This window comes from Microcystis aeruginosa NIES-843 (genome assembly GCF_000010625.1).
Lineage (GTDB): Bacteria > Cyanobacteriota > Cyanobacteriia > Cyanobacteriales > Microcystaceae > Microcystis > Microcystis aeruginosa.
Genome location: NC_010296.1, coordinates 3,505,369 through 3,528,325, shown reverse-complemented (window position 1 = coordinate 3,528,325; position 22,957 = coordinate 3,505,369). Strand labels below are relative to the sequence as shown.

2 protein-coding genes are annotated in these 22,957 nt (G+C 39.8%); both read right to left on the bottom strand.

Annotation, left to right across the window (positions count from 1 at the left end):
* Positions 1-16: 16 nt before the first annotated feature.
* On the bottom strand, positions 17-10,480 hold the full coding sequence (locus MAE_RS16675) for a hybrid non-ribosomal peptide synthetase/type I polyketide synthase (RefSeq protein WP_012266631.1): 10,464 nt from the start codon (positions 10,478-10,480) through the stop codon (positions 17-19).
* Positions 10,481-10,646: 166 nt separating this feature from the next.
* Positions 10,647-22,352 carry a type I polyketide synthase gene (locus tag MAE_RS16670; protein ID WP_012266630.1) on the bottom strand — a complete coding sequence of 3,902 codons (11,706 nt, stop codon included), beginning with the start codon at positions 22,350-22,352 and terminating at the stop codon, positions 10,647-10,649.
* Positions 22,353-22,957: the final 605 nt, after the last annotated feature.

Here is a 22,957-nt window from a genome sequence, read left to right as displayed (position 1 = left end):
GTATAATTGCTGTTGACTAAAAATTAAAATCTTCTGTGAACAGATCCTGCCCCTCTTGAATAAGATTTTCTGAGGAAGCTAAGGATAAGTTTATCAAAGGTTCATGGGCAAATTTTAAAACTTGCTCTAGCCAGTTTTTGAACAAATCTATGAGCAATAAAATTCGCTCATGGATAAATATATCTGTGTTGTAGATTAGCTTGAGATAAAGTTCTTCTTCCTCAACAAAGATAAATTCTAAATCAAATTTAGCGGTCATCATTTTGGGGTCAATGGAGTTCACTGTAATTCCGTTCAAGGCCAGATCTATATTTTGATTATTTTGCAGGACAATTGCCACATCAAAGAGAGCATTCCGGCTAGGATCTCGTTGTAAATTCAAATCAGATACGATCTGATCAAAGGGATAGTCTTGATTATCATAAGCCTCTAAAGTGGTTGTTTTTACTTTGCTAAGGACATCCGTAAAACTGTCGTGATCTGCTATCTGATCCCGCAGGACGAGAGTGTTAACATAAAATCCGATTTGATCTTCTAAATCAGGATGATTTCTGCCGGCGATGGCAGAGCCGATTGTAATTTCATTTTGCTCAGTATAACGGAATAGAAAACTCTTAACCAAACTAACTAAACCCATAAATAAACTGGCTTCTTGTGCTTTAACTAACTTCTCAAAAGTATCGATCAATTCGGGTTCAGGTTGCCATGTAATTGTATTTCCTTGAAAACTTTTAACAGGTGGGCGCAGATAATCAACAGGTAAGTTAAGACGCACAGGGACAGGAGTTAATTTAGCTAACCAGTAATCCCGTTGATCTTGAAGTTTCGAGGTTTCTAATTGACTTTCTTGCCAAGAAGTATAGTCTTTATAATGAATTCTGAGAGGGGGCATTAATTGGGAATTTTCTTGTCCATAGGCGTGATAATGGCTGAGGAAATCTTTAATTAAAACCCCTGCTGACCAACCATCAGAAATGATATGGTGCATATTAAACAAGACGATGTAATTCTCTTGGCTTAGTTTAAGTAAGTTAACTTTAAGTAACGGTCCGACTTCTAAATCAAAAGTCGTTTTGGCATTATGGCTGATCGCTTCTTCGATCAAGTTTTCTTGTTCTGTGCTAACATAAGCTGTCAGGTCTATTTGTTTAATGACAAAGTTCATTTGATTATGGACAACTTGACGGGGTTGATTATTGATTAAAGTAAAGGTTGTCCGCAAAATTTCATGGCGTTGAATTAACTGTTGAAAGGCATTTTCAAAAGCGTCAATATTGAGATTGCCCTTGAATTGATAAGCACTGGGCATTCCGTAAGCATTATGATTTTGATCTAGGAATTCTAAAGCCCAAAGACGACGCTGACCATGAGACATCGGATAAGATTTTTGGGGGGGAATTGCCGAAATGGGTTCTTGATAATTGTATTGAGTCTGGGAGATTAAAGTCGCCAATCCAGCAACGGTTGGAACTTTAAAGAAGTCAGCCAATTTTACGGATACATTTAGTTCTTTATGAACCCGGGTTACAACCCTTGATAAGAGTAGAGAATGACCGCCAATTTCAAAGAAGTTATCAAAAATACCGATAGGATGTTTAGAGAGAATTTTTTCCCAGATACTAACGAGATTGGATTCTAAATGATTACGGGGTGCAACATAATTAGAATTAACCAGAGATTTACTGGTTTCTTTGAGTTCTCTCAGGGAGTGCAGGTCAAGTTTCCCATGTCGAGTTAAGGGGAATTGCTTTAAAAAAATAAAGTAACTGGGAATCATATAAACTGGCAAAAACTTGGCAAGAAATTCTCGAATCTCAGCAATTTCTAGAGTTTTGTCTGTTTGACAGTAAGCAGATAATTGAGTTTGATTATTCACTTGAACGGGTAAAACAATCGCTCTTTCAATGGGAGCATAACGAGTCAATTGATATTCAATTTCTCCGGGGTCAATTCGATAACCATTGACCTTAACTTGATTATCTTTTCGTCCCATAAACTCAATGATACCGGGAGCAGTTTGCTTGCCTAAATCGCCGGTTCTAAAGAGAGTTTTTGTCTCATCAAGAAAGCTAGGTTTAAATTTTTCTTGAGTCATTTCGGGTTGGTTATGATAACCCGATGCTAGGGCGGCACCTTCTACACAAATTTCGCCGATTACATGGAGGGGAACGGGATTATTAAATTCATCAAGAACCCCTAAGCGATTGTTATGGAAAACTTGACCGAGGGGGATTTCGCTGTCTAAGTTTTCCTTGATTTCATACTGGGATACTCCCACACAAGTTTCTGTAGATCCGTAGACATTGCTAATAATTTCTGCTGGAAAACGTTTCCGTAAAGCTAAGGCAGTTTCCCGATCTAATTTTTCCCCTCCTACCGAGATATATTTTAAGCTGGAAATGGTTTCTCCTGGTTCAAGTAGCCCCAAGATTTCTCGATAGATAGATGGGGTGGTGTGTAGGGCATTAATTTGATTTTCCTGTAGGAAAGAAACCAAATGTCCTATATATTTTATTTCGTACATATATAGGGATGCACCTATGGTTAAGGGGAGAAAAATATTACGAATAGATGGATCATGAGTAACGGCAGCTGTGAAAATATAGCGCCATTCAGGATGTTTATCTAAATCAAAGGTAAGTCGTAAGCTTTGAATAACATTCAAAATTGAGATGTGACGGCCCATGACTCCTTTAGGATTACCAGTTGAACCTGAAGTGTAAAAAATATAAGCAGTTTGGCTAGAATCGCGAAATATTTTAGGCTCATCTTTGTCATATTTTTCAACAATAGGATCGATTTTATCTAAGCAAATTTTCTCCATTTTTTCAGGTAACTTAGAGATAAAATTACTCTCCGTTAGGCAAACATGACAGCCACTATCTTTTAAAATAAACTCAATGCGACTGTGAGGATATTGAGAGTCTATAGGAACGTAAGTCGCTCCAGTTTTAAAGGTAGCCAGAATCCCGATGATTAAGTTGTGATTACGCTGGAGCATGACCCCAATCACTTTTCCTACACCTAGCTGATATTCCTGCTGTAAATAATGAGTAAGACGATTGACTTTTTCATTTAATTCTTGATAGCTAAGGCTAATTTTTCCCGCAATTAAGGCGGGAGCATTAGGGGTTAATTTAACTTGAGCTACAAAGTCATCAATGATGGTGGCTTTTTCAGGGAGTTTGCGAGTTTTTCCCGTTAATTGTCTGAGTAACTTCTCTTGTTGGACTGGGGTTAATAAAGGTAACTGATAAAGGAGATGATTAGCATCGTCAATGATTCCCCTCAGCAAAATTTCAAAGCTTTCAAGAAATTGTTTAATTGTCTCTTTTTTAAATAGTTCTGTATTGTAATTGCAGTAAATAATGAGGTTATCATTAAGTTCAATTAAGTTAAATCCTAGATCAAAAGGGGTGTAACTAATTGGTGACGGTGGCAAGGATACTTTTAAGTCTTTAAACTCAGGCAGAGTTAAACTAGGATCCATGTTAAAAGATACAGAAATGAGAGGAGAACGAGAAAAATCTCTAGGTAATTGTAAAGCTGCTAATAAATCCTCTAAAGTATAACTCTGATGGCGAAAAGCGTCGATCAGGGTTTGTTTAGTATGTTGTAAATGTTCAATAAAAGAGGTGGTAGCATCGACTTGTATCCGCAGGGGTAAAAATTGAGAACAAAAGCCTACTAAGTTGTCACTGCCTTCTATTTGTCGCCCAGAAATAGGAATACCAATGACTAAATCCTTATGACCAGAAATTCGACGCAAAAAAGCAGTATAAGCGGCGAACATCGTCATAAATAATGTAGCTTTATTTTTGCGTCCTACTTTCTGCAAATTTTGCCCAACTTCAGAGGGAATGACTTGACTTTCTTGTCCGCCAGTGTAGGTTTTAACGGCGGGACGGGGAAAGTCGGTGGGAAGCTCAAAGGTTGGGAGATCTTCCTGATAGGTTTTCAACCAAAAATCCCGATGCTCTAACATTTGTGGACTTTGCGTCTCTTGCGCTCGCAAAGTTAAATATTGCCGAAACTGCATCGGTGGTGTGAGAACCTCTTTAGTTGTGTTATTTTGGGATGAATAAAGTTGACCAATTTCCTGCAAAATTAATCCTAGTGACCAACCATCTGCCACAATATGATGAGTTTTTAAAGACAGCAGATAATGGTCAGGTTTTAAGCGCATTAAAATCACAGCAAATAAGGGAGCAATCGACAAGTCAAAGGGTTTTTGGGAAAACTGAGATCGTAACGCTAAGGCCGTCGCTTCGGGATTATCTTCATCCTTCAAATTAATTAGTTTTAATTTAATGTTAACTTGATTGACAACTTCCTGTAATTCTCCTTGTTCTATAATTTGGGTTCGCAAAGCTTCATGGCGATTAATAACTTGATTAATCGTTTTTTCTAAAATGTAAACATCTAAAGAACCTCGTAATTCTAGGGATGTTGTGACGTTATAGGATGCTGAAGCATTACGGTCTAATTCAGCTAATAACCAAAGCTGACGTTGAGCTTCACTGGTGGGAAAGGATTGATTTAAAGATGGTAGATGTCCCCTACCATCTTCATCTTCAGAGAGGGGCTTTTTTTCTTCTTTCTTGACTTGAGGGCGTTTAGCATTAGCAAAAAAACCAGCTTGCTGCAATTCCGTAATCGCTTCTTTGACGGCTACTATAACTTTGTCTATATCTTCATTAGTATGGCAGGTGGAGAGAAAACAAACTCGTTTTTCCCATGTGTAGATTCCTTTAAGATTTAATAGGTAATAAAAGAGGGGTAATTCGATGGGTTGTAAGAAAATACTATAAGCTCCAAAGGGTTCAAAGCGGAATAAAGACCCAAAATTAACAACCCGAATCGGAATGCCTATTTCTTGAAAAAACTGATTAACTTCGGTGGCTAATCGATGAGTTAATTGATTCACTTTTTCTTGAATCGTTGGGCTGTTTTCCCGAAGATGTAACAGCACAGCACGACAAGCAGCAAGGGCTAAAGGATGACGACAAAAAGTTCCCCCAAAAGCGGTTAACTCGGTTTGGGGATGAGAGTCATCTCCGTATTGCCAGAAACCGCCGTCAACGGTATCTAAGAAATCTGCTTTACCGCAGATCATACTAATTGGTAAACCTCCTCCAATGGCCTTACCATAAATGACTATATCAGCTTCAACATTGAACCATTCTTGCGCTCCTCCCGGAGCAATCCGAAAGCCGGTAATAATTTCATCAAAAATGAGTGTGATCCCTTTTTTATGGGTTATTTGTCGTAGTTTTTGCAGAAATTCTTGAGGCTGTAAATCGGGTTTGCGACTTTGAACTGGTTCGACTAATACGGCGGCTAAATCATCAGCATGAGTAGCAATAATATCGAGGCTTTCTTCAACTCCATAACTCAAGACTATTACGTCTTCAACCATTCCTAAAGGGGTGCCTAGACTTAAGGGTTGAGCAGTGGTTTTATCTTCTCCTACTCGTGCTAAGATGCCGTCAAAAGTTCCATGGTAGGAGCCGGCAAACATAACGATTTTTTGACGTTTTGTCCGGGAGCGAGCAATGCGAACAGCCGCCATAATCGCCTCGGTTCCCGTATTACTAAAAGCGACTCTTTCGACTCGGCCCATTTCACTAATTAAAGCGGCGGTTTCGGCGGCCAGATTTGACTGCATTCCTAAGCCTATTCCTCGATTCATTTGTTCTTGAACTGCTTCAATGACAAAATCAGGACTATGCCCAAAAAAGTTAACCCCAAACCCCATAGCTAAGTCAATGTAATTATTGCCATCAATGTCCTTAAAATAAGCCCCTTGAGCGGATTCTGAAACAATCGGATATTGAAATTCTTTTAAGGCCATGCGGAAGTCAATGGTCGGTTTAACATCTACCATTGTCTTACGGCTATTTTGTGAATAGGCTTTTGATTTGGCGGTTTTCTGGTTATAAATACTCTGTAAATTTTGAATAAAGGCTTGTTGTTGTTCGGTTAAGGATTTGTTCTCAGTGAGCTTTAAGGCTAAGGGGTTTAAATTGGGAGAACTAGGTTTCTCAGGAGATTTGGGCTTCTCTTGAGAAACCGGCGGGTAAGTTTCTATTTTAGAGCTTTGGGCAGGAATGATTTGAGTCTGATTCGTTAATATTTCGGGGGCTATACTGGGGGAGACGGTGGCAGTTTGAAGAACTTCTAATTGCTTGATAATGGTTTTCTCATGGAGGTCTTTTAGGTCTTTTAAAGATTGTAATTGAGCCATCATTAAGGCTTCTTTACCGGAGCTTTCACCGGAGACAGTAAGCTTAGTCCTTGCAGGAATTGAGAGGGGTTCATCTGGCACACAAGCAAGAATTAATTCTTGGCCATTGTTAATGGGAATATTGTTTTGTTTAGAGAAACTATTCGCCGTAGCAAACCCACAACTTTTTAAAACGGAACACCAATTTTCACCCCTTAATAAGGGAGTGTCTGAGCGTAATTCTTGATCCTGAAAGCGCCACCATCCGGGGGTTAATCCAAAGGTTAAATTCAGCCATGAGTTATTTTCTACGGTTTCGAGGAGAACTAAGTAACCGCCGGGGCGCAGAAGTTCCCGAATATGGGTTAGAGTTTCTGTAATATTTCGGGTCGCATGAAGGACGTTAGCGGCGACAACAATATGATAATTATGGGCAGGTATACCCTGAGAAATGGGGGACTTTTCAATGTCTAGTTGATGAAAGTTTAGGTTATATTTTTTCTGAAATTTTTGCCTAGCTTGATGCAGTAAGAAGGGAGAAACTTCGCTAAAAGAATAAGTGACATGATCGAGGTTTAAGTGGTGAAGAATTGCTTCTGAAGTGGCACCAGTTCCTCCTCCTATTTCGAGAATTTGATAGGGGCGATCACTATTAGAAAAGTTCGTTAAAATCTGGTTAATAGCTTGGGCAACTCGTTGATTCATCAATCGAGATACGGGAGAATTGCCATAAATACTTTCTGCATGAGCAACGGAACCTTCTGGGAAAATTAATGTCAAGGGGTCCATATTTCCCTTGAGAACTTCTGCTAAATTTTCGCCGCAGCGTTGCAACATTTCTAATTCAGGTTTTGCAGATGGACAAGTTTTTTCTAGCTTTTGTAGGGCTTGGGGCAAGGAAAAAGACTCAGGCAAGTTTTTGACAGTCCAAATATTCCCTTGATTGTGAAGAATATTAGCTTGCTCTAAATCCTGCAAATAACGATTGAGCAAAATGTGATATTTGGGGGCAACAGGTAAGGTTTGTCTTAGGGTTTCTATTGTCCATTGTTCCCCTTGATTAAGTTTTTTCCCTAAGGACTCTAAAGCCTTGATGATATAGGCTGTAGCGATGGGTTGCAATTGATCAATGACTTGCAGATAATTGCTTAATTCTGTCTCGTCATCGATAACTTTAGCTGTTATTTCTGAAGCATTTTCTAAGGGTTTTTCTTTGACAAATTGGCAGAGGTATTCGGCGATATCAACAAGAGTTTGTAAATCGGTAAAGAGTTGATCTATTTTCACTTTGACTTGAAATTTTTCTTCAATTTTGCGAGAAAAGTCAGTCAAGATAATTGAGTCTGCTCCTAAGTTTAGTAATGTCTCATCCTCCGGCAGTTCGTTCTCATCTTCTTTCAGAAGTAAAGCCAAAATTGATTTTAATTGATTACGGATTTCCTGTTGATGTTTTTGCATATTGAAAACTGTGGTTTCGGTATCGGTAAGGTTAGAGGTTTGTGCGTCTAGGAATATTTTGTCAATGCTCTGATTTTCTGTTCGAGGATTAGGCTGAAATTGGAAAGGTTTCCTTTGAAAGGGATAGTTCGGCAATCTGACTTTTTTATAGCCATAATTTCGATTGAATTGTTCTGGATTGAAAGGTGCGCCATTTAGGTAGAGTTGTCCCAAGGCTGAAAGAATTGTCTGCCAGTTATCTAAGCCACGATTGAGAGAACTTAACCAGATGACCTCATCTTTATAACGACGACCTTGTTCTGCCAGTATTGGTCTTGGTCCCACTTCTAAAAATAGGTTATATCCCTTGTTGAAAGCGGTTATTAAACTCGACAAAAATCTTACTGGTTCTCGGCATTGTTTGCTCCAGTAAGTGGCATCTGGTGCATTTTCTAAAACCTCTCCATCAAGTCCTGAAAGTAAGAGAATTTGGGGGCGTTGATAAGAAATTTGACGAGCCTCTTTTTCAAATTCTTTTAAAATTGGCTCCATTAAAGGGGAATGAAAAGCCTGAGTAACGGGGAGATATTGAGCGGGAATTTTTTGCTTTTTGCAGGTGCTAATAACTTCCTCAAGGCTGGCACTTTCTCCAGCAATAACAATCTGTTGAGGGTGATTAATGGCAGCTATTGAAACTGTTTGAGTATAATTTTTAATTAGGGAAATTACTGTCTCTTCATCAGCAAAAATTGAAGCCATTTTCCCAGAGGTCGTGGTTTGCATTAATTGCCCCCGTTTGACAACTAAGGCGAGTCCAGCTTCTAAGCTAAATACTCCTGCGATACAAGCTGCTACATATTCTCCCACACTATGGCCAATCAGTAAACTGGGGGTAATTCCCCAAGATTTCCATAGCATTGTTAGGGAATATTCTAGGGCGAATATAGCCGGTTGAGCGTAAGCAGTTTGATTGAGTAAATCGGTCTGTTCACCAAATAATATTTCAGTTAAAGGATGGTCTAAATACTTCGCTAATATTTCGGCACATTGATCAATATATTGACGAAATGTCGGCTGAGTTTGATAGAGTTGATGTCCCATGCCAGGATAACAAGCCCCTTGCCCTGTAAAAAGAAAAACAATTTTAGGGGATTTTTCCGATGTAAAACGTTGATAAAAAGTCAAATCATCAAGCGGGTTTTCTTCAGCAAAAGCGGCTAATCTTTGTTGTAATTCTGGACAAGTATCGCCAACAATGGCTAAACGTTCAGGTAAATCTATCCTGCCGACAGCTGCACTATAACAAATATCTCCAATTTCAGGATGAGATTCTAGGAGGGTATGAAAACGTTTAGCTAATTCTTTTAAAGCGGTTTTGTTGTGGGCTGAAAGAGTTAAGAGATGACTAGGAATTTGTTGTTGAATTTCTGAGATTTTGCTGACGGGTGCTTGTTGAACAATGACATGGGCATTTGTGCCAGAAAACCCAAAAGAACTTACCCCAGCTATAGGGACTTTATTGTTATTCGGCCAAGGTATATTTTGAGTAGGAATTTTAATAGGATGATCTTCCCAATTAATCAGAGGATTAGGGCTTTGTAAGTGAAGATGGGAGGGGATTTCACCCTGTTGAAGAATCAGAATTGTTTTGATTATTCCGGCCATGCCAGCTGCGGCTTCAAGATGACCGATATTGGTTTTCACTGAGGCGATATAAAGAGGGTCGGAGCGCTTTCCATAAACTGATGCAATGGCATTCAATTCGATGGGATCTCCTAAAGAAGTGCCTGTGCCATGAGCTTCTATGTAGCTGACATCTTCAGGGACTATTCTGGCATCAGCTAGAGCTTGACGGAGCAATTCTTGCTGGGCGGGTCCACTGGGTACGGTTAAACCGGCAGCAGCCCCATTATGATTCACCGCCGAACCTCGCAACAGGGCAAGAATGTGATCCCCGTTTTTCTGGGCTTCTGATAAAGTTTTTAAGATTAAAACCCCACAGCCTTCCCCTCGCACATATCCGTTAGCAGAGGCATCGAAGGTTTTGCAACGCCCATCGGGGGACATCATTCCCGACTGAGAAAGACTAATCGTAATGGCGGGTTCTAAAATGAGGTTTACCCCACCCACTAAAGCGAGTTCACATTCACGATTTCTCAGGCTACGAATCCCCTGATGGACGGCTACTAATGAGGATGCACAGGCTGCATCAATGGAGAGACAAGGACCGTGAAGATTGAGAAAATAAGATAGCCTTCCGGCGGCTGCGCTTAGAGCATTGCCGGTGCCAAAAAAAGAGTCAATTTGATCATAGTTTGTGCCGTAAACCTTCAGAGCATGATCAATGCTAGTAATCCCCACAAATACCCCTACCTTATTATCGGCTAAATTTTTCAGAGGTAAATTGGCATTTTCTAACGCTTCCCAAGCAACTTCTAAGAGTAACCTTTGTTGAGGATCCATGGAGGCTGCTTCTCTTGCTGAGATCGAAAAGAAACGGGCATCAAATTCTGTGATATTCTCTTGAAGAAATCCACCATAAGCGGTGTTCATTTTTCCTAAAGTTGGTTCTTGAGAATACAGTTTTGAGATATCCCAACGGCTTTTAGGAACTTCTACTATAGCATCAAGCCCGGCTTGACAAAAACTCCAATATTTTTCTGGGGAATTAATACCTCCAGGAAAACGACAAGCCATCCCAACCACCGCAATAGCTTCACTTTGTCTCGTCTCTAATTCATTGATACGAGCCTGCATGACCTCCATTTTGCTTAAGGTCGTTGCCATTAATTTTTTGTAATCTATACTCTCAACCATGCCCTATTCTCTATAATTTCTAAATTTATACGCCGTTAAACATAAATTAGGATGCTGTGCTATCAGTAAATATAAACCCAAATTTAACTCCAGAGAGTTAAGCTTACTCATGTTCATCTACCTATCCTACCACATCTCATGGCTTTTGAAACATTATTTTTAAAGTTTAACCTCCATATTGATCAAGCTCCGTTAATTTTTGATTAAGTAATCTTGCCAGTTCGTCTTCACTGAGGCTGTCGTAGGGATTATGATTGTCAGGAATTGGATTTATTTTAATCTCAAAATCGAGATGATTGGCTAGAATTTCTTCCCTTAAATAGGTACTTAAGCTGAGAAGATTAGGATAATCGAAAATGATCGAAGATGGCAATTTACACCCTAAATCTCTTTCTAAGCGATTTTTAAATTCTATGACCATTAGAGAGTTTAAACCTAAGTCTAAGAATGATGTTTGTTGAGGAATAACCTTATTCTCATTTAACCCTGTCACTTCTCTTAATATTTTCTCCAGTCCTTCTACTAAAGCGGTTATTCGTTCGTCTATAGAGACAGATTTTAATTGTTCTAATAGTTTTGCTGGACTTGTTTGTTTTTGATTGTTTAGGGTTAATACCTCGCTAAAGAAGGGTTGACTAATGTTGAAAGTTTGATTAAAAATCGACCAATTAATATCGAGAACTATCCCTGGGGTAATATCATCTAAAATTATCTGGTTGAGATATTGAAACGCTTGCTCAGAAGGCATCATCTGCAAACCCCAATTAGCGAAACGTTGTTGATCAATTTGGTTGCTCGTCTCCCAAGCTCCCCAATTAATACTAATACCAGGTAATCCTAAACTTTGCCGTTGCTGCATTAGAGCATCCATGAAAGCATTAGCCGCCGCATAATTACTTTGACCCGGTGAACCAAGGATGACAGCCGCAGAAGAAAAGCTTACGAAAAAGTCTAAAGATAGAGAGCGAGTATAACGATCTAATAATAAAGTTCCTGCTACTTTTGGACTCATTACCTTTTGATATTTTTGCCAACTTTGATTACTGATAAGCCCATCTTCTAAGACCGCTGCTGCATGAATTATTCCTCGTAAGACGGGCAAGTCTGCCCCAAAACGAGAGAATAAATTTTTCATATCTGTGGGGGAAGTAATATCAGCTTCAATCAAGGTTACTTTTGTTCCTTTCTCTACTAATGGGGCTATCAATTCTGTTGAAGATTTAACATGGCGACTACACAAAACTAGGTGACTTGCTCCCATTTCTGATAACCATTGAGCCACTAATCCGCCGAGTTTTCCTCCCCCTCCCGTGATTAAATAAGCCCCTGACTGATTAATAAACTGTCGTTTTTCTGAGGTAGGAAGAGATGCAGAAACTAACCTGGCTGCGTAGCGGTTTCCTTGACGTAAAGCCAAACGGAATTCATGGGGGAAACACTTTAATTCATTGAATAAAAGTGCAGCTTCATTAGCTTCTTTATGGATTGGTAAATCTAAACAAACACAACCCATTTTAGGATACTCTTGATTAATGACTGCTCCTAATCCCCATAAATGGGACTGTTGAGGAGATAAAGCCGTATCATTGCTAATCTTATTAGCCCCGCGAGTAATCAGCCATAAATGGGGTAATTTCTCCCAGTTATTAGTGAGGGTTTGCACTAAATTTAAGACGGCATGAGAACTCTGATCTACTGTATCTAGAACTTCTTCAGCTTCTGAAGATTCCCAACAAAAAACAACACCAGTCGGAAATTCTCCAGATGGATAAGCTTCTTGATAGAGACGCTGAAAATCAGATTTCTGAGCCGGATTGATCACAAAAGAATCTTGAGAATAACATTGATAATTCTGCCCCATTTCTACAGTAATTACTTTTTCTCCTGCCTTTTTGTATAAATTAATTAGGGAATTTAAGTCTGTTTCTGGACGAACCAAGACTAACCAAGAATTTTGAGGATCAACGGCAACAGTTGGCATTGAAGAAAGTTTTTTCCATTCCACTTTATAAAAGCAATTATTTGACTTTTCTTGCCATAAACTCTGTAAAATAGCTGGATTTATGCGCCGTGCTGTTAAGTCAGTAAAGCGAGCGCAAAGCTGTCTTTGTTCATCATAAATATTAACATTTACTCTCATTTCACCATTAGTATCTGAGATGACCTGAACTTCCGTCCAAACTTGCGAAGTTGGATTTAGGAATATTTCCAAGGAAGAGAATCCATAAGGTAGATGCAATTCTTGACCATGAATTTCTGGGAAAGCTGCCCCAATACTCTGTAAGCAAGCATCCAAAAGAACTGGATGAAAATAATAACGCCGATCCGCTAAACTAGGGTTAATACTAATTTTAGCTTGAGAGCCTTTTTTGAAAGAATATAACTCTTGAATCGCTTTAAACTGCTCCCCATACCTGATACCCATCTGCTGATAAAGCTGATAGAATTCACGAATAGAAATCGATTCTTTAGGGTTTTCCCTTTCTAATTTAGTTTGGGTTAATTCTGAGACAGCCAAGCTTTGTATATCCTTAGGTTTGACTTCACCTGTAACATGAAGAACCCATTGTTCTTGTGCAGAATCACTGCTAAATATCTCAAAAGTATAAATCAGTTGAGATGATTTTTTAGGTCTAAAAATTATTTGGATTATTGAGGGAGTTGGAGATAAGAGTAATCCCTGATGGATAGAGACATTTTCAAGGGTGACAAAATGCCCATTGAATATTTTCTGACTTGCGGCTAAAATAGCTTCAATAAAACCAGTAGCTGGAAATACAATGTTCTCAAATACCTTGTGTTCTTCTAAATAACTAGGGTTAAGAGAACTCACCTCACCTTCAAAGATCATGTCTCCCGTTGCTAACTTTTTAAAATCTCTAATGAAAGGATGTAACTGAGTCTTGATTGACCCTAGAGAAAATTCCGAATTAGATAGCCAATACCGTTCTCTTTGAAAAGGATAAGTCGGTAAACTAATTCGCTTACCTTGTTTAAATACTTTAGTCCACTCTACAGAATAACCATTAACAAAAAGTGTCGCTAAACTTCTATACATTTGTGCCTGTTCATCCTGCCCGGGTACAATACTAGGCAACCATAATAGATCCTGGTTGGCAGCAATAAGGCGAGCCATACTCAGTAATACAGGCTTAGAACCGACTTCTAGAAAACAACGATAACCCTGATCAATTAAAGACTGAAATCCTTGACTAAACTGTACAGTATTACGCAGATGATCTACCCAATAATCAGGAGTTGTAATTTCTGAACCTACAGCTTTCCCTGTCAGATTACTAATAATTGTTAAGCTAGGTTCATGAAAAGAAATTGTTTTTAAGACCTGGGAAAAATCATCAAGAATGGGCTGCATTAAAGGCGAATGAAAAGCATGAGATACCGCTAAACGTTTAGTTTTATGCCCTTGATCAATAAAGTCTTTTTCGAGTTGCTCAACAATCTCTTTAAATCCAGAAATGACGGTAATTGAGCCATTGGCTGAAGCAATATTAACTTGATTTTCATACGAAGTTAGAGCGTTTGCTACCGTCTCATAATCAGCATAAATAGCGGACATACTGCCATTGTGGGGCAATTTTCCCATTAATTTACCCCGTTGAGTCACTAATTTTAAGGCATCTTCTAAAGAAAAGACTCCTGCCCAACAAGCCGCCACATATTCCCCAATACTATGTCCTAAAAGGGCTGAAGGTTGTATTCCCCAAGATTGCCATAATTTGGCGAGTGCATATTCAAGGGAAAAAATCACCGGCTGAGTGATTTGGGTTTCCTCTAATAACTCACTATTTTGCTCTTGAAAGATTAAATCTAAGAGAGATTTTTCTAAAAGGGGTTCTAAAATTTGATCACAAAGATCTAATGTTTCCTTGAAAACAACTTCTCGGTTATAAAGGGTTTCTCCCATGCCGGAATATTGAGAGCCTTGTCCAGAAAAGAGGAAAGCTATCTTTTGTGGAGTCTCTGATAAAATCGGTCGGATGAATGAGTCAGAATTTTCACCATCTTGGTAATCAATTAACGCTCGTTGTGCCGTGGTTATTGAGTCTGCTAAAATACAGATTCGTTGCGGAAAAATCCCCCGCCCTGTACTGGCGGTAAAACAAACATCAGCTAAATTGATAGACTCAGTCAAAATATCTTGATAACTTCTCGCTAACTCTTGCAGCGATTTTTCAGAACGAGCCGAAAGGGGTAATAGATAAAAATTATTCTCCGAAGGTTGAGGTAAATCAGCGTCAATTTCCCCAACAATGATATGAGCATTCGTTCCACTAAATCCAAAGGAACTTACTCCAGCAATCCTTGGACGTTCGCTGATATGCCAAGGTTTTCCTTGTACAGGAACTTCAAAAATATGAGAACTCCAATCAAAGCGGGGATTAGGATTTTTAAAGTGAAGATGAGGAGGTATTTTATGGTGTTGTAACGCTAGAACGGTTTTAATTAATCCGGCAATTCCGGCAGCACCTTCTAAATGGCCTAAATTCGTTTTTACTGAACCAATAATTAAAGGCCGATTAGGGGAGCGTTGGCCAAAAACGGCGGACATACTTTCTAATTCAATCGGATCACCAAGGGCTGTTCCAGTGCCGTGAGCTTCAATATAATCGATTTGTTCAGGCTTGAGATTAGCACGTTTAAGGGCTTGATGTAATAATTTTTCTTGAGCTTGACCATTAGGAACAGTTAGCCCACTACTTGGACCATCATGATTGACGGCTGTGCCATAAATTTTCGCCAAAATTTGGTCTCCATTCTTCACTGCTTGGCTCAATCTTTTCAGAACAACTATTCCACAGCCTTCTCCTCGCACCATGCCATTTGCGCTCTCATCAAAGGTTTTGCAATGTCCATCAGGGGCAAGCATATGGGCGCGACTTTCGATTAAAGAAATAATGGGAGTTAAAATAATATTAACCCCTCCGGCTAAAGCCAGATCGCACTCACCATTAAGTAAGGCATTATAAGCTAAATGAATCGCTACTAATGAGGAGGAACAAGCGGTATCAATAGTCATTGATGGACCCTGTAAACCAAGGACATAAGAAAGACGACCCGCCGCCATACTAACAGAAGTCCCTGAACCAGTATAAGCATTAATGGCTTGAGGAGAATAACTTAATTGGGCATAATCTTGAGTCATGCAACCGATAAAAACTCCCGTCTGACTGTTGCGTAATTTTTGGGGATTTTGTCCAGCAGATTCTAAAGCTTGCCAAGTAGTTTCCAAGAGTAAACGCTGCTGAGGATCCATGGCGACAGATTCTCTAGGAATAATGCCAAAAAATTCTCCATCAAATTCCTCAATTTGTTCTAGAAATGCACCGTAAGGAGCGTATATTTTGCCAGGGACATCGGGATTAGGATCATACCATGTTTCCTGATCCCAGCGATCTTGAGGAATTTCTGTTATAGCATCTTTTCCCTGTTCTAAAAGTTCCCAGAAAGATTGTAAATTCTTAGCACCGCCGGGGAATCGACAAGCCATGCCGACAATAACAATAGGATCATCATCGAGTTGTGATTTTTCTGGCTGTTTTTGAGAAATTTCTGCTTTTATTTGAGGGGTAAATACCGGTTGACAATTATCTAGAACTTCTCGCTGTAAATAATTAGCTAAGACTTCAACATTCGGAAAACGAAAAGTAATTGTCGAAGGGAGAGAACAATTAAAGTCAGTTTGTAACAGATTTCGTAACTCTGTAGAAGTGAGAGAGTCCATCCCCAAATCAAAAAAGCCTTGTTGAGGGGAAAAAGTTTCATCATTTGAGCGTCCTAAGACAGTAGAAACACGCATGATGATATGATTAGTTAGCCAATTAGGACGCTCTTTTAAGGTTAAATTTTGCCATTGTTTTAAAAACTCAGATGAGGGGGCAGCTTGGGGTTTTCCTTGAGGCAGAAAGTTTTTATAAAAGCTTTGATGAATATAAGGAAATTGTTGCCAGTCAATCTTAATTACACCAGCGCGGATAATCTGATTTAGAAGAATTTTTTCCAGAGCATTAAGGGCTAAATCGGGTTTCATAGCCCCATATCCTTTAGCGGCTAATCTCTCCAAAACATTGCGATCTACTGCTGCACCTATTTCACTCCAAGGACCCCAATTTATGACCGTTCCGGGTAAATGATGCGCCTGACGATAATAGATAAAAGCGTCTTCAAAGGCATTAGCTGCCGCAGCATTAGCTTGTCCTGCCGAGCCAATTAAAGATACAGCAGAAGTATAACAGACAAAGAATTCCAATGGGTCATTTAGGGTGAGTTGATGAAGCAACCAAGTTCCTTTAACTTTGGGAGCTAAAACATAATTAAAGCGCTCTGGTGTTAGTCTTAATAAGGTTGTATCGTCTAAGGTTCCAGCAATGTGAAAAACGCCTCGTACAGGATATTTAGAACGGCATTCTTCTAAGACAGTGTGCAGTTTTTCAGCATCGGTAATATCAAGTTTTTTGAGGGTAATTTCTGCCCCACTAGAGGAGAGATTGGCTAATATTTCAGGGCTAACTCCTTCTGCCCCTCGACGACTACACAAAACTAAATTCCGCGCCCCTTTTTCAATCATCCATCGGGTTGTTGCTAATCCTAACCCCCCTGTGCCTCCTGTGATTAAATAATAGCCATCAGGACTAAAATTGATATTTCCATCTTCAAGTTTTCTCTGCACTAAACGGGGATAAAAACGCTGTTCCCCCCGCAAAGCAACCCGGTTTTCTTGGGGATTACTGTAGATTTCTTGCAGCAGTTTGTCGGCTGAGTTTACTTCATCTGGATCTAGGTCAATCGCCTTAAAATTAAGTTCAGGATGTTCTAAGACTAGGCTGAAGGCTATTCCTAATAAGGATGCTTGAGAGGGAGAGGTCAGGGTTTTAATGGCTTTTGCTGGTACTGCTCCTTGAGTCACTAAAATCAGAGCCGGCGGATTTTCTTGCTGCAATAAGGCTTGTAAGAAAAAGAGAAATCTTTGACAATGAATCTCGACTTGTTGATCCATTTCTCCAGGGATTTTTTCTAAGCCCCAGAAGTACAGTATTTGACGAGTTTCTGAAGTTATCGAGTTTCTCAATATTGATAGGTAATCTTCAGCAATCTCCAGGTTAATATCTTGGGAAAAGACGCAAGAACAACTTATTCCTCTCTGTTGGAATAGAGGGATTAAACCGTTAGCAATTCCTTGACTATCTGCCCAGATTATTTGATGATAGTAAGATTTTGCCAGAAGAGAAGGTAATTGCTCACTGCTTCGACTAATGATGACACTTTGTTTTAATAAATTTCGGGTTTTTGCTTGGCTTGGTTCGATAATATTAATGTCTTCAAATTGATTCTCAATCAGTAAATTTTGCCAATCTTTTGTGCTGATTAACGGATAACCATTCCGCCGCAGATCTTGACTACATAACCACCATCCTTCTGTCAAGCCAAAGGTTAAATCTACCCAACGTCTTGCCCCTGTACTTTCTAAGAGGATTAGTAGTCCCTTAGGAGCGATGAGAGAGCGCACATTTTCCAGGGTTTTTTGAAGGTTGGCTGTGGCATGAAGAACATTAGCGGCGATGATTATGTCAAAACTGCCGGGGAGAAAATCTTGAGTAAAGGGATTTTTTTCAATGTCTAAAGTTTGATATTTAATAAAGGGATAGTTTCTAAAATTTTCCTTGGCTCTTGTTAAGAAACTAGAGGAAATATCGGTGAATACATATTCGATATGTTCTGTGGGTAAGTGAGGTAAAATGCCAGCAGTAACGGCTCCTGTTCCTCCTCCAATTTCGAGAATTCTTAGGGGATAATGGGGGAGGAAATTCTCAATAGCACGGCGGATTGTGGTGGCGACTAACTGATTCATCAATTTAGCTCCGGCAGCTTCCGAATAAATTGATGCGATCGCTTCTAAATCCCCTTGAGGAAAGAGTAATTCTAATGGCTCAACTTGACGACTCATGACTGCTGCCAAAGCAGAGCCACAACGCTCCATGAGACTAATTTCTGCTGGATAATCGGCAAATTCTTGGCGGAGAATTTTAATTTGCGATGGCGATGAAGGTGCTTCTAATTCTTTGACGAATAACCAGCCATCTTTTGTCTGATTAACGATTTTTTCTTCAGCTAAAATGCTTAAACATCGAGATAATAAAGGTCGGTAAAAATCGACAATTTGACCTTGATTTGCTATCTGTGCTTCGGAATAAGTTTGACCTGATTTTGGCTGTCCATTAAGTTTTGTTAAGGCTTCCCAAATATAGGTTACGCTTAACTTTTCTAAGGCCTCCATTAAGCGCTCATATTGCCCCAATTTTTCCCCTAGTTGTTGTTCTAACTGTGCGGGGTGAATTTGATTTTGAATCACCTGGGGAGCTACTAAAGTGTCTCTACCATTCCCTAATAATTCCTCGCAAGGCATCCATTCTTCTAGATAGATTTGAGGGGGGATTTCTTGGGGGATAATCTCTTGAGATTGAACGGCTTTTAGTTCTAAGTTGGTGAGGGATGCTAAGGGTTGACCTTGGGGGGAATAGATATCAATATCAGCGATGATAATGTTAGGGTTAGGGGAGGAGTTTTTCAGTCGAACCGCGCTGATTACCTGCTCATCAGGAGGGTGAAAAAATGCCAATTGCCCAAGGCGAACAGGAACATAAGTTACTGAGGATTCTTCTTGAAATAAAATGGCAGCAATCCCTTGAAAACAAGCGTCTAACATAGCGGGATGGAAATGATATTTTTCCCGCTCTAACCTATCGGTTAATTTGATTTGAGCAAAAGCTGTATTTTCCCCCCGCTTCAGTTGATGAATGAGCCGAAAGTTACTCCCGTAATTTATCCCTGATTTTTGATAAGTTTCATAAAAGGAGTTGATATCGACTTCTTCGGAACAATTTTTGGCGATTTCTTCTAGATGACAATGGGTTAAATTAGTTGATTTCAATTCCTCAATTTTTCCAGTAACTAATATTTCCCAATTTGGCTCAAGTTCATGGTAAATTTTAAAGCTTTTTTGCTCAATGATTAACTGTAATGTGTCTTCCGTATCTTTTAAAATTAATGCCTTCTTAAATTCAACATTTTCTAAAATAACTCTTTGATTCTCCCCGGCAGCTAAAGCCATTTCTATCAAGGCAGATGCTGGCAATATGGCCTGATCAAAAACCTGATGTTCTCCTAAAAATGCAGGTTTATGTTGACTAATGCTCCCTCGATATTGAAGGAGAGCTAAGGGAGAAGGAAAATGATCGCCTAGTAAGGGATGTCCAGAGTAATAATTAGGGTTTTTATAGCTAGAAGACTCTGATTTATTGCCAGAATTTATCCAGTAGCGTTTGCGGATAAAAGGCGAATTAGGTAAACTAATTTTTTGCCCCGGATGTGAGCGATGAAAGGATTCCCAGTTAATATTAAATCCTCGTACATAGAGTTGACCTAGCACCCTTTGCTCATGCTGATCACTGTGACAATCTTCCCCTAAACTAGATAACCATAGAATTGAATTTACCCCTAACTTTTGACGACCTATATTAATGAGATTGGCACTGATTCCCATTTCTAGGAATATTTGATATCCCATTTGATGCAAAGTAGAAATTCCCTGGGCGATTTCGTCGGATTTTTGCCTAATCCTTTCCCCTCTATTCACGGAATTTTTGAGAGATTTTTTCACCACTTCACCCTGATAAATTAGGGTAATATCGGGAGAGTTAGAATCGACTTCTGGGGTGCTTTTGAGCAAGGATAAAAGGTCTTCTGAGTTGGGGTTTTGTGGGCTAATTTGAGCGCGTTTTGCCACCAGCTTGACGGTATCTTCAAGGGAAAAAACGCCCGCTTGTTGAGCGGCGAGATATTCCCCTAATCCAGAACCTAAAATCGCAGAAGGAGAAATTCCCCACGATTTCCAGAGTTCACAAAGAGCATATTGATAGGCAAATAATACCGGTTGTACAGACAAAGGAATCTGAGGCTCTAAGGCTTTTTTAGATGACAATAATTCCTGAAGAGAAAATTCTAAATATTTTTTAAACAGATGATCACAGTGCCTAAAAGCATCATAAAATATTGGCTCATTATTGAGCAGGGTTTCAATGATTTCTAGACTAATTTCTTGCTCGTCATGGCAGAGAAAAGCAATTTTAGGATTGCTTTGCGCTTCTCCATAAATGATGTCGAAGCTATTATTTTGAATATTTTGAAATTGCTTTTCATCCCCATCGCTCTTGAGAAAAGCCTGAATGCCTTGGCGCAGATTCTCTTGATTAGAAACTAAAAGAGCGAGACGATGTTTATGGGGAAAACGACCGGTATTTAAAGATAGGGCAATGTCCTTGACGCTGAGATCTGTTTTCTGCTCAAGCTCATCGACAAATTGAGTCGTAAAAAGACGTAAACGTTCGGGTTCTTTAGCCGAGAAAGTAACGAGAATGGGGGATATTTTTGGGGTTTGGGGTTGCGGTTGAGGCGGTTCACTTAAAATAACATGAGCGTTGGTTCCCGATGCTCCAAAAGAACTGACTCCAGCCGCTTTGAGCTTGCCATTATTAACATTCCAAGAACAATTTTGCGTAACGATACTAATCGGCAAGGCATCCCAATTAATATGAGGATTGGGTTTTTTGAGATTTAGATGAGCCGGAATTTCACGGTAGTGTAGCGATAATGCGGTTTTAATTAATCCTGAAATTCCAGCCGCCGCCGCCAGATGACCTAAATTAGTTTTGAGAGAACCGACTAATAACGGGTTAGATTTCCGACGATTGAGGCATAATGCCTCGGCTATGGCTTTAATTTCGATGGGATCTCCCAAAGATGTTCCTGTACCGTGAGCTTCAACATAATCGATCGCCTCGGCATCTAAACGAGCGTCAGCCAGAGCTTCTCTGATTAATTCTCTCTGCACAGGCCCATTAGGAACGGTAAAGCCGCCACTAGCTCCATCGTTGTTGACTGCGGTCCCTCGAATCACTGCCCAAATGTGATCACCATCTTGAAGAGCGTCACTGAGTCTTTTTAAGACGATGACTCCGCAACCTTCGCCGATTCCAAACCCATCGGCACTTTCGTCAAAGGTTTTGCATTGGCCATCTGGGGCCAACATCTGATTGCGGCACAAGGCGATGACGACTTCTGGAGTTAAAACTAAGTTCACTCCTCCGACTAAAGCTTGTCTGCATTCTTGGGAACGTAAGGAACGGCAAGCGAGATGAACAGCGACTAAGGAAGAAGAACAAGCGGTATCTACTGCCAAACTCGGACCATTAAGATTTAAAAGGTAAGAAATACGCCCAGCTGCCGCATTAGTATGATTACCCGAAATATGATAGGCTCCGATGGCATTATAGTCCTCATTTGAGGTAAGAATACGGGCATAGTCATTGTTGGTAATCCCGATAAAAACCCCTGTTTTTCCCCTTCTAGCCGTCGTTGTTGCCATTCCTGCATTTTCCAAAGCTTCATAGGCTACCTCTAAAAGCAACCTTTGCTGAGGATCCATAGCGACGGCTTCCTTGGGAGCAATTCCGAAAAAATGGGCATCAAACTGGGAGACATCATCAAGAAACCCCCCCTGAGAAACATAGATTTTACCCACTTTATTCCGATCTGAATCATAAAAATCCTGCTGGTTCCAGCGCTCCTTAGGTATTTCTCTGAGGTTATTTTTACCCGCTTTGAGGAAAGACCAGAAGGATTCAGGTGTCGCAATATTATGACCGAAACGACAACCTAAACCGACGATAGCTAAGGGTTCGCTTTGTTGAGACTCGAAAGCTTTTAATTTTTCTTTAGCTTCACTAAGAGCTTTAAAAACTCTAGTTTGGATTGATTGGTCGTTTTCGGATAAGTTCTTTTTATCTTGAAAGTCCATAGTGTTAGAATCGACTTGGAAAAGAATAATTATTGCGACTGACGGGGTGACAAGCAGATGGAAAGTGAAACAGGGTGTAGAGTGTCGGGTTTAGGGAAAAAGCTTGAGACTTTCGCCAAAAGATAACGAGGGAATTTGGTTTTTGTCTAGTAAGTCGATTAATTTGATGGATCACAGTGAGGAAATTTTTCCCCCACCTCACTTAAACTTCAACCTCGTTGTCACCCCTTCAGCTATTACGACCAGACAGCTAATCGTACCTGATCAAGGTAGTAATTGTCAATAGACATCTGCAATAAACGTTTATGGGGTGTGGCATCCTCAGATCTGATAGTCTTGCGCTAATCTATCTTTAAATGTCACACTTTCCGCACTTCTTAATATTCAATTAATAATTTTTACTAATTTATTGCTCCCACAGTAGTTTCTACAATGAAGATTTTTCGTCAAAACAGCTTGGGGAATGTAAAAATATGTAAAAGTATATGAAGATGTGCAGAATGTCGGTTAATATGCTATGATGTCGAGGCTCAGAACAATTTTGAACAAGCGACAGAAACCTCGACCTTAGCCCTAGGCGGGTTTCCTGTAGTTCGTATAGCAAT

Bases quoted from the DNA above. Each gene is read 5' to 3' on its own strand.
- MAE_RS16670 (WP_012266630.1), bottom strand. From the start codon at position 22,352: ATGGACTTTCAAGATAAAAAGAACTTATCCGAAAACGACCAATCAATC.
- MAE_RS16675 (WP_012266631.1), bottom strand. From the start codon at position 10,480: ATGGTTGAGAGTATAGATTACAAAAAATTAATGGCAACGACCTTAAGC.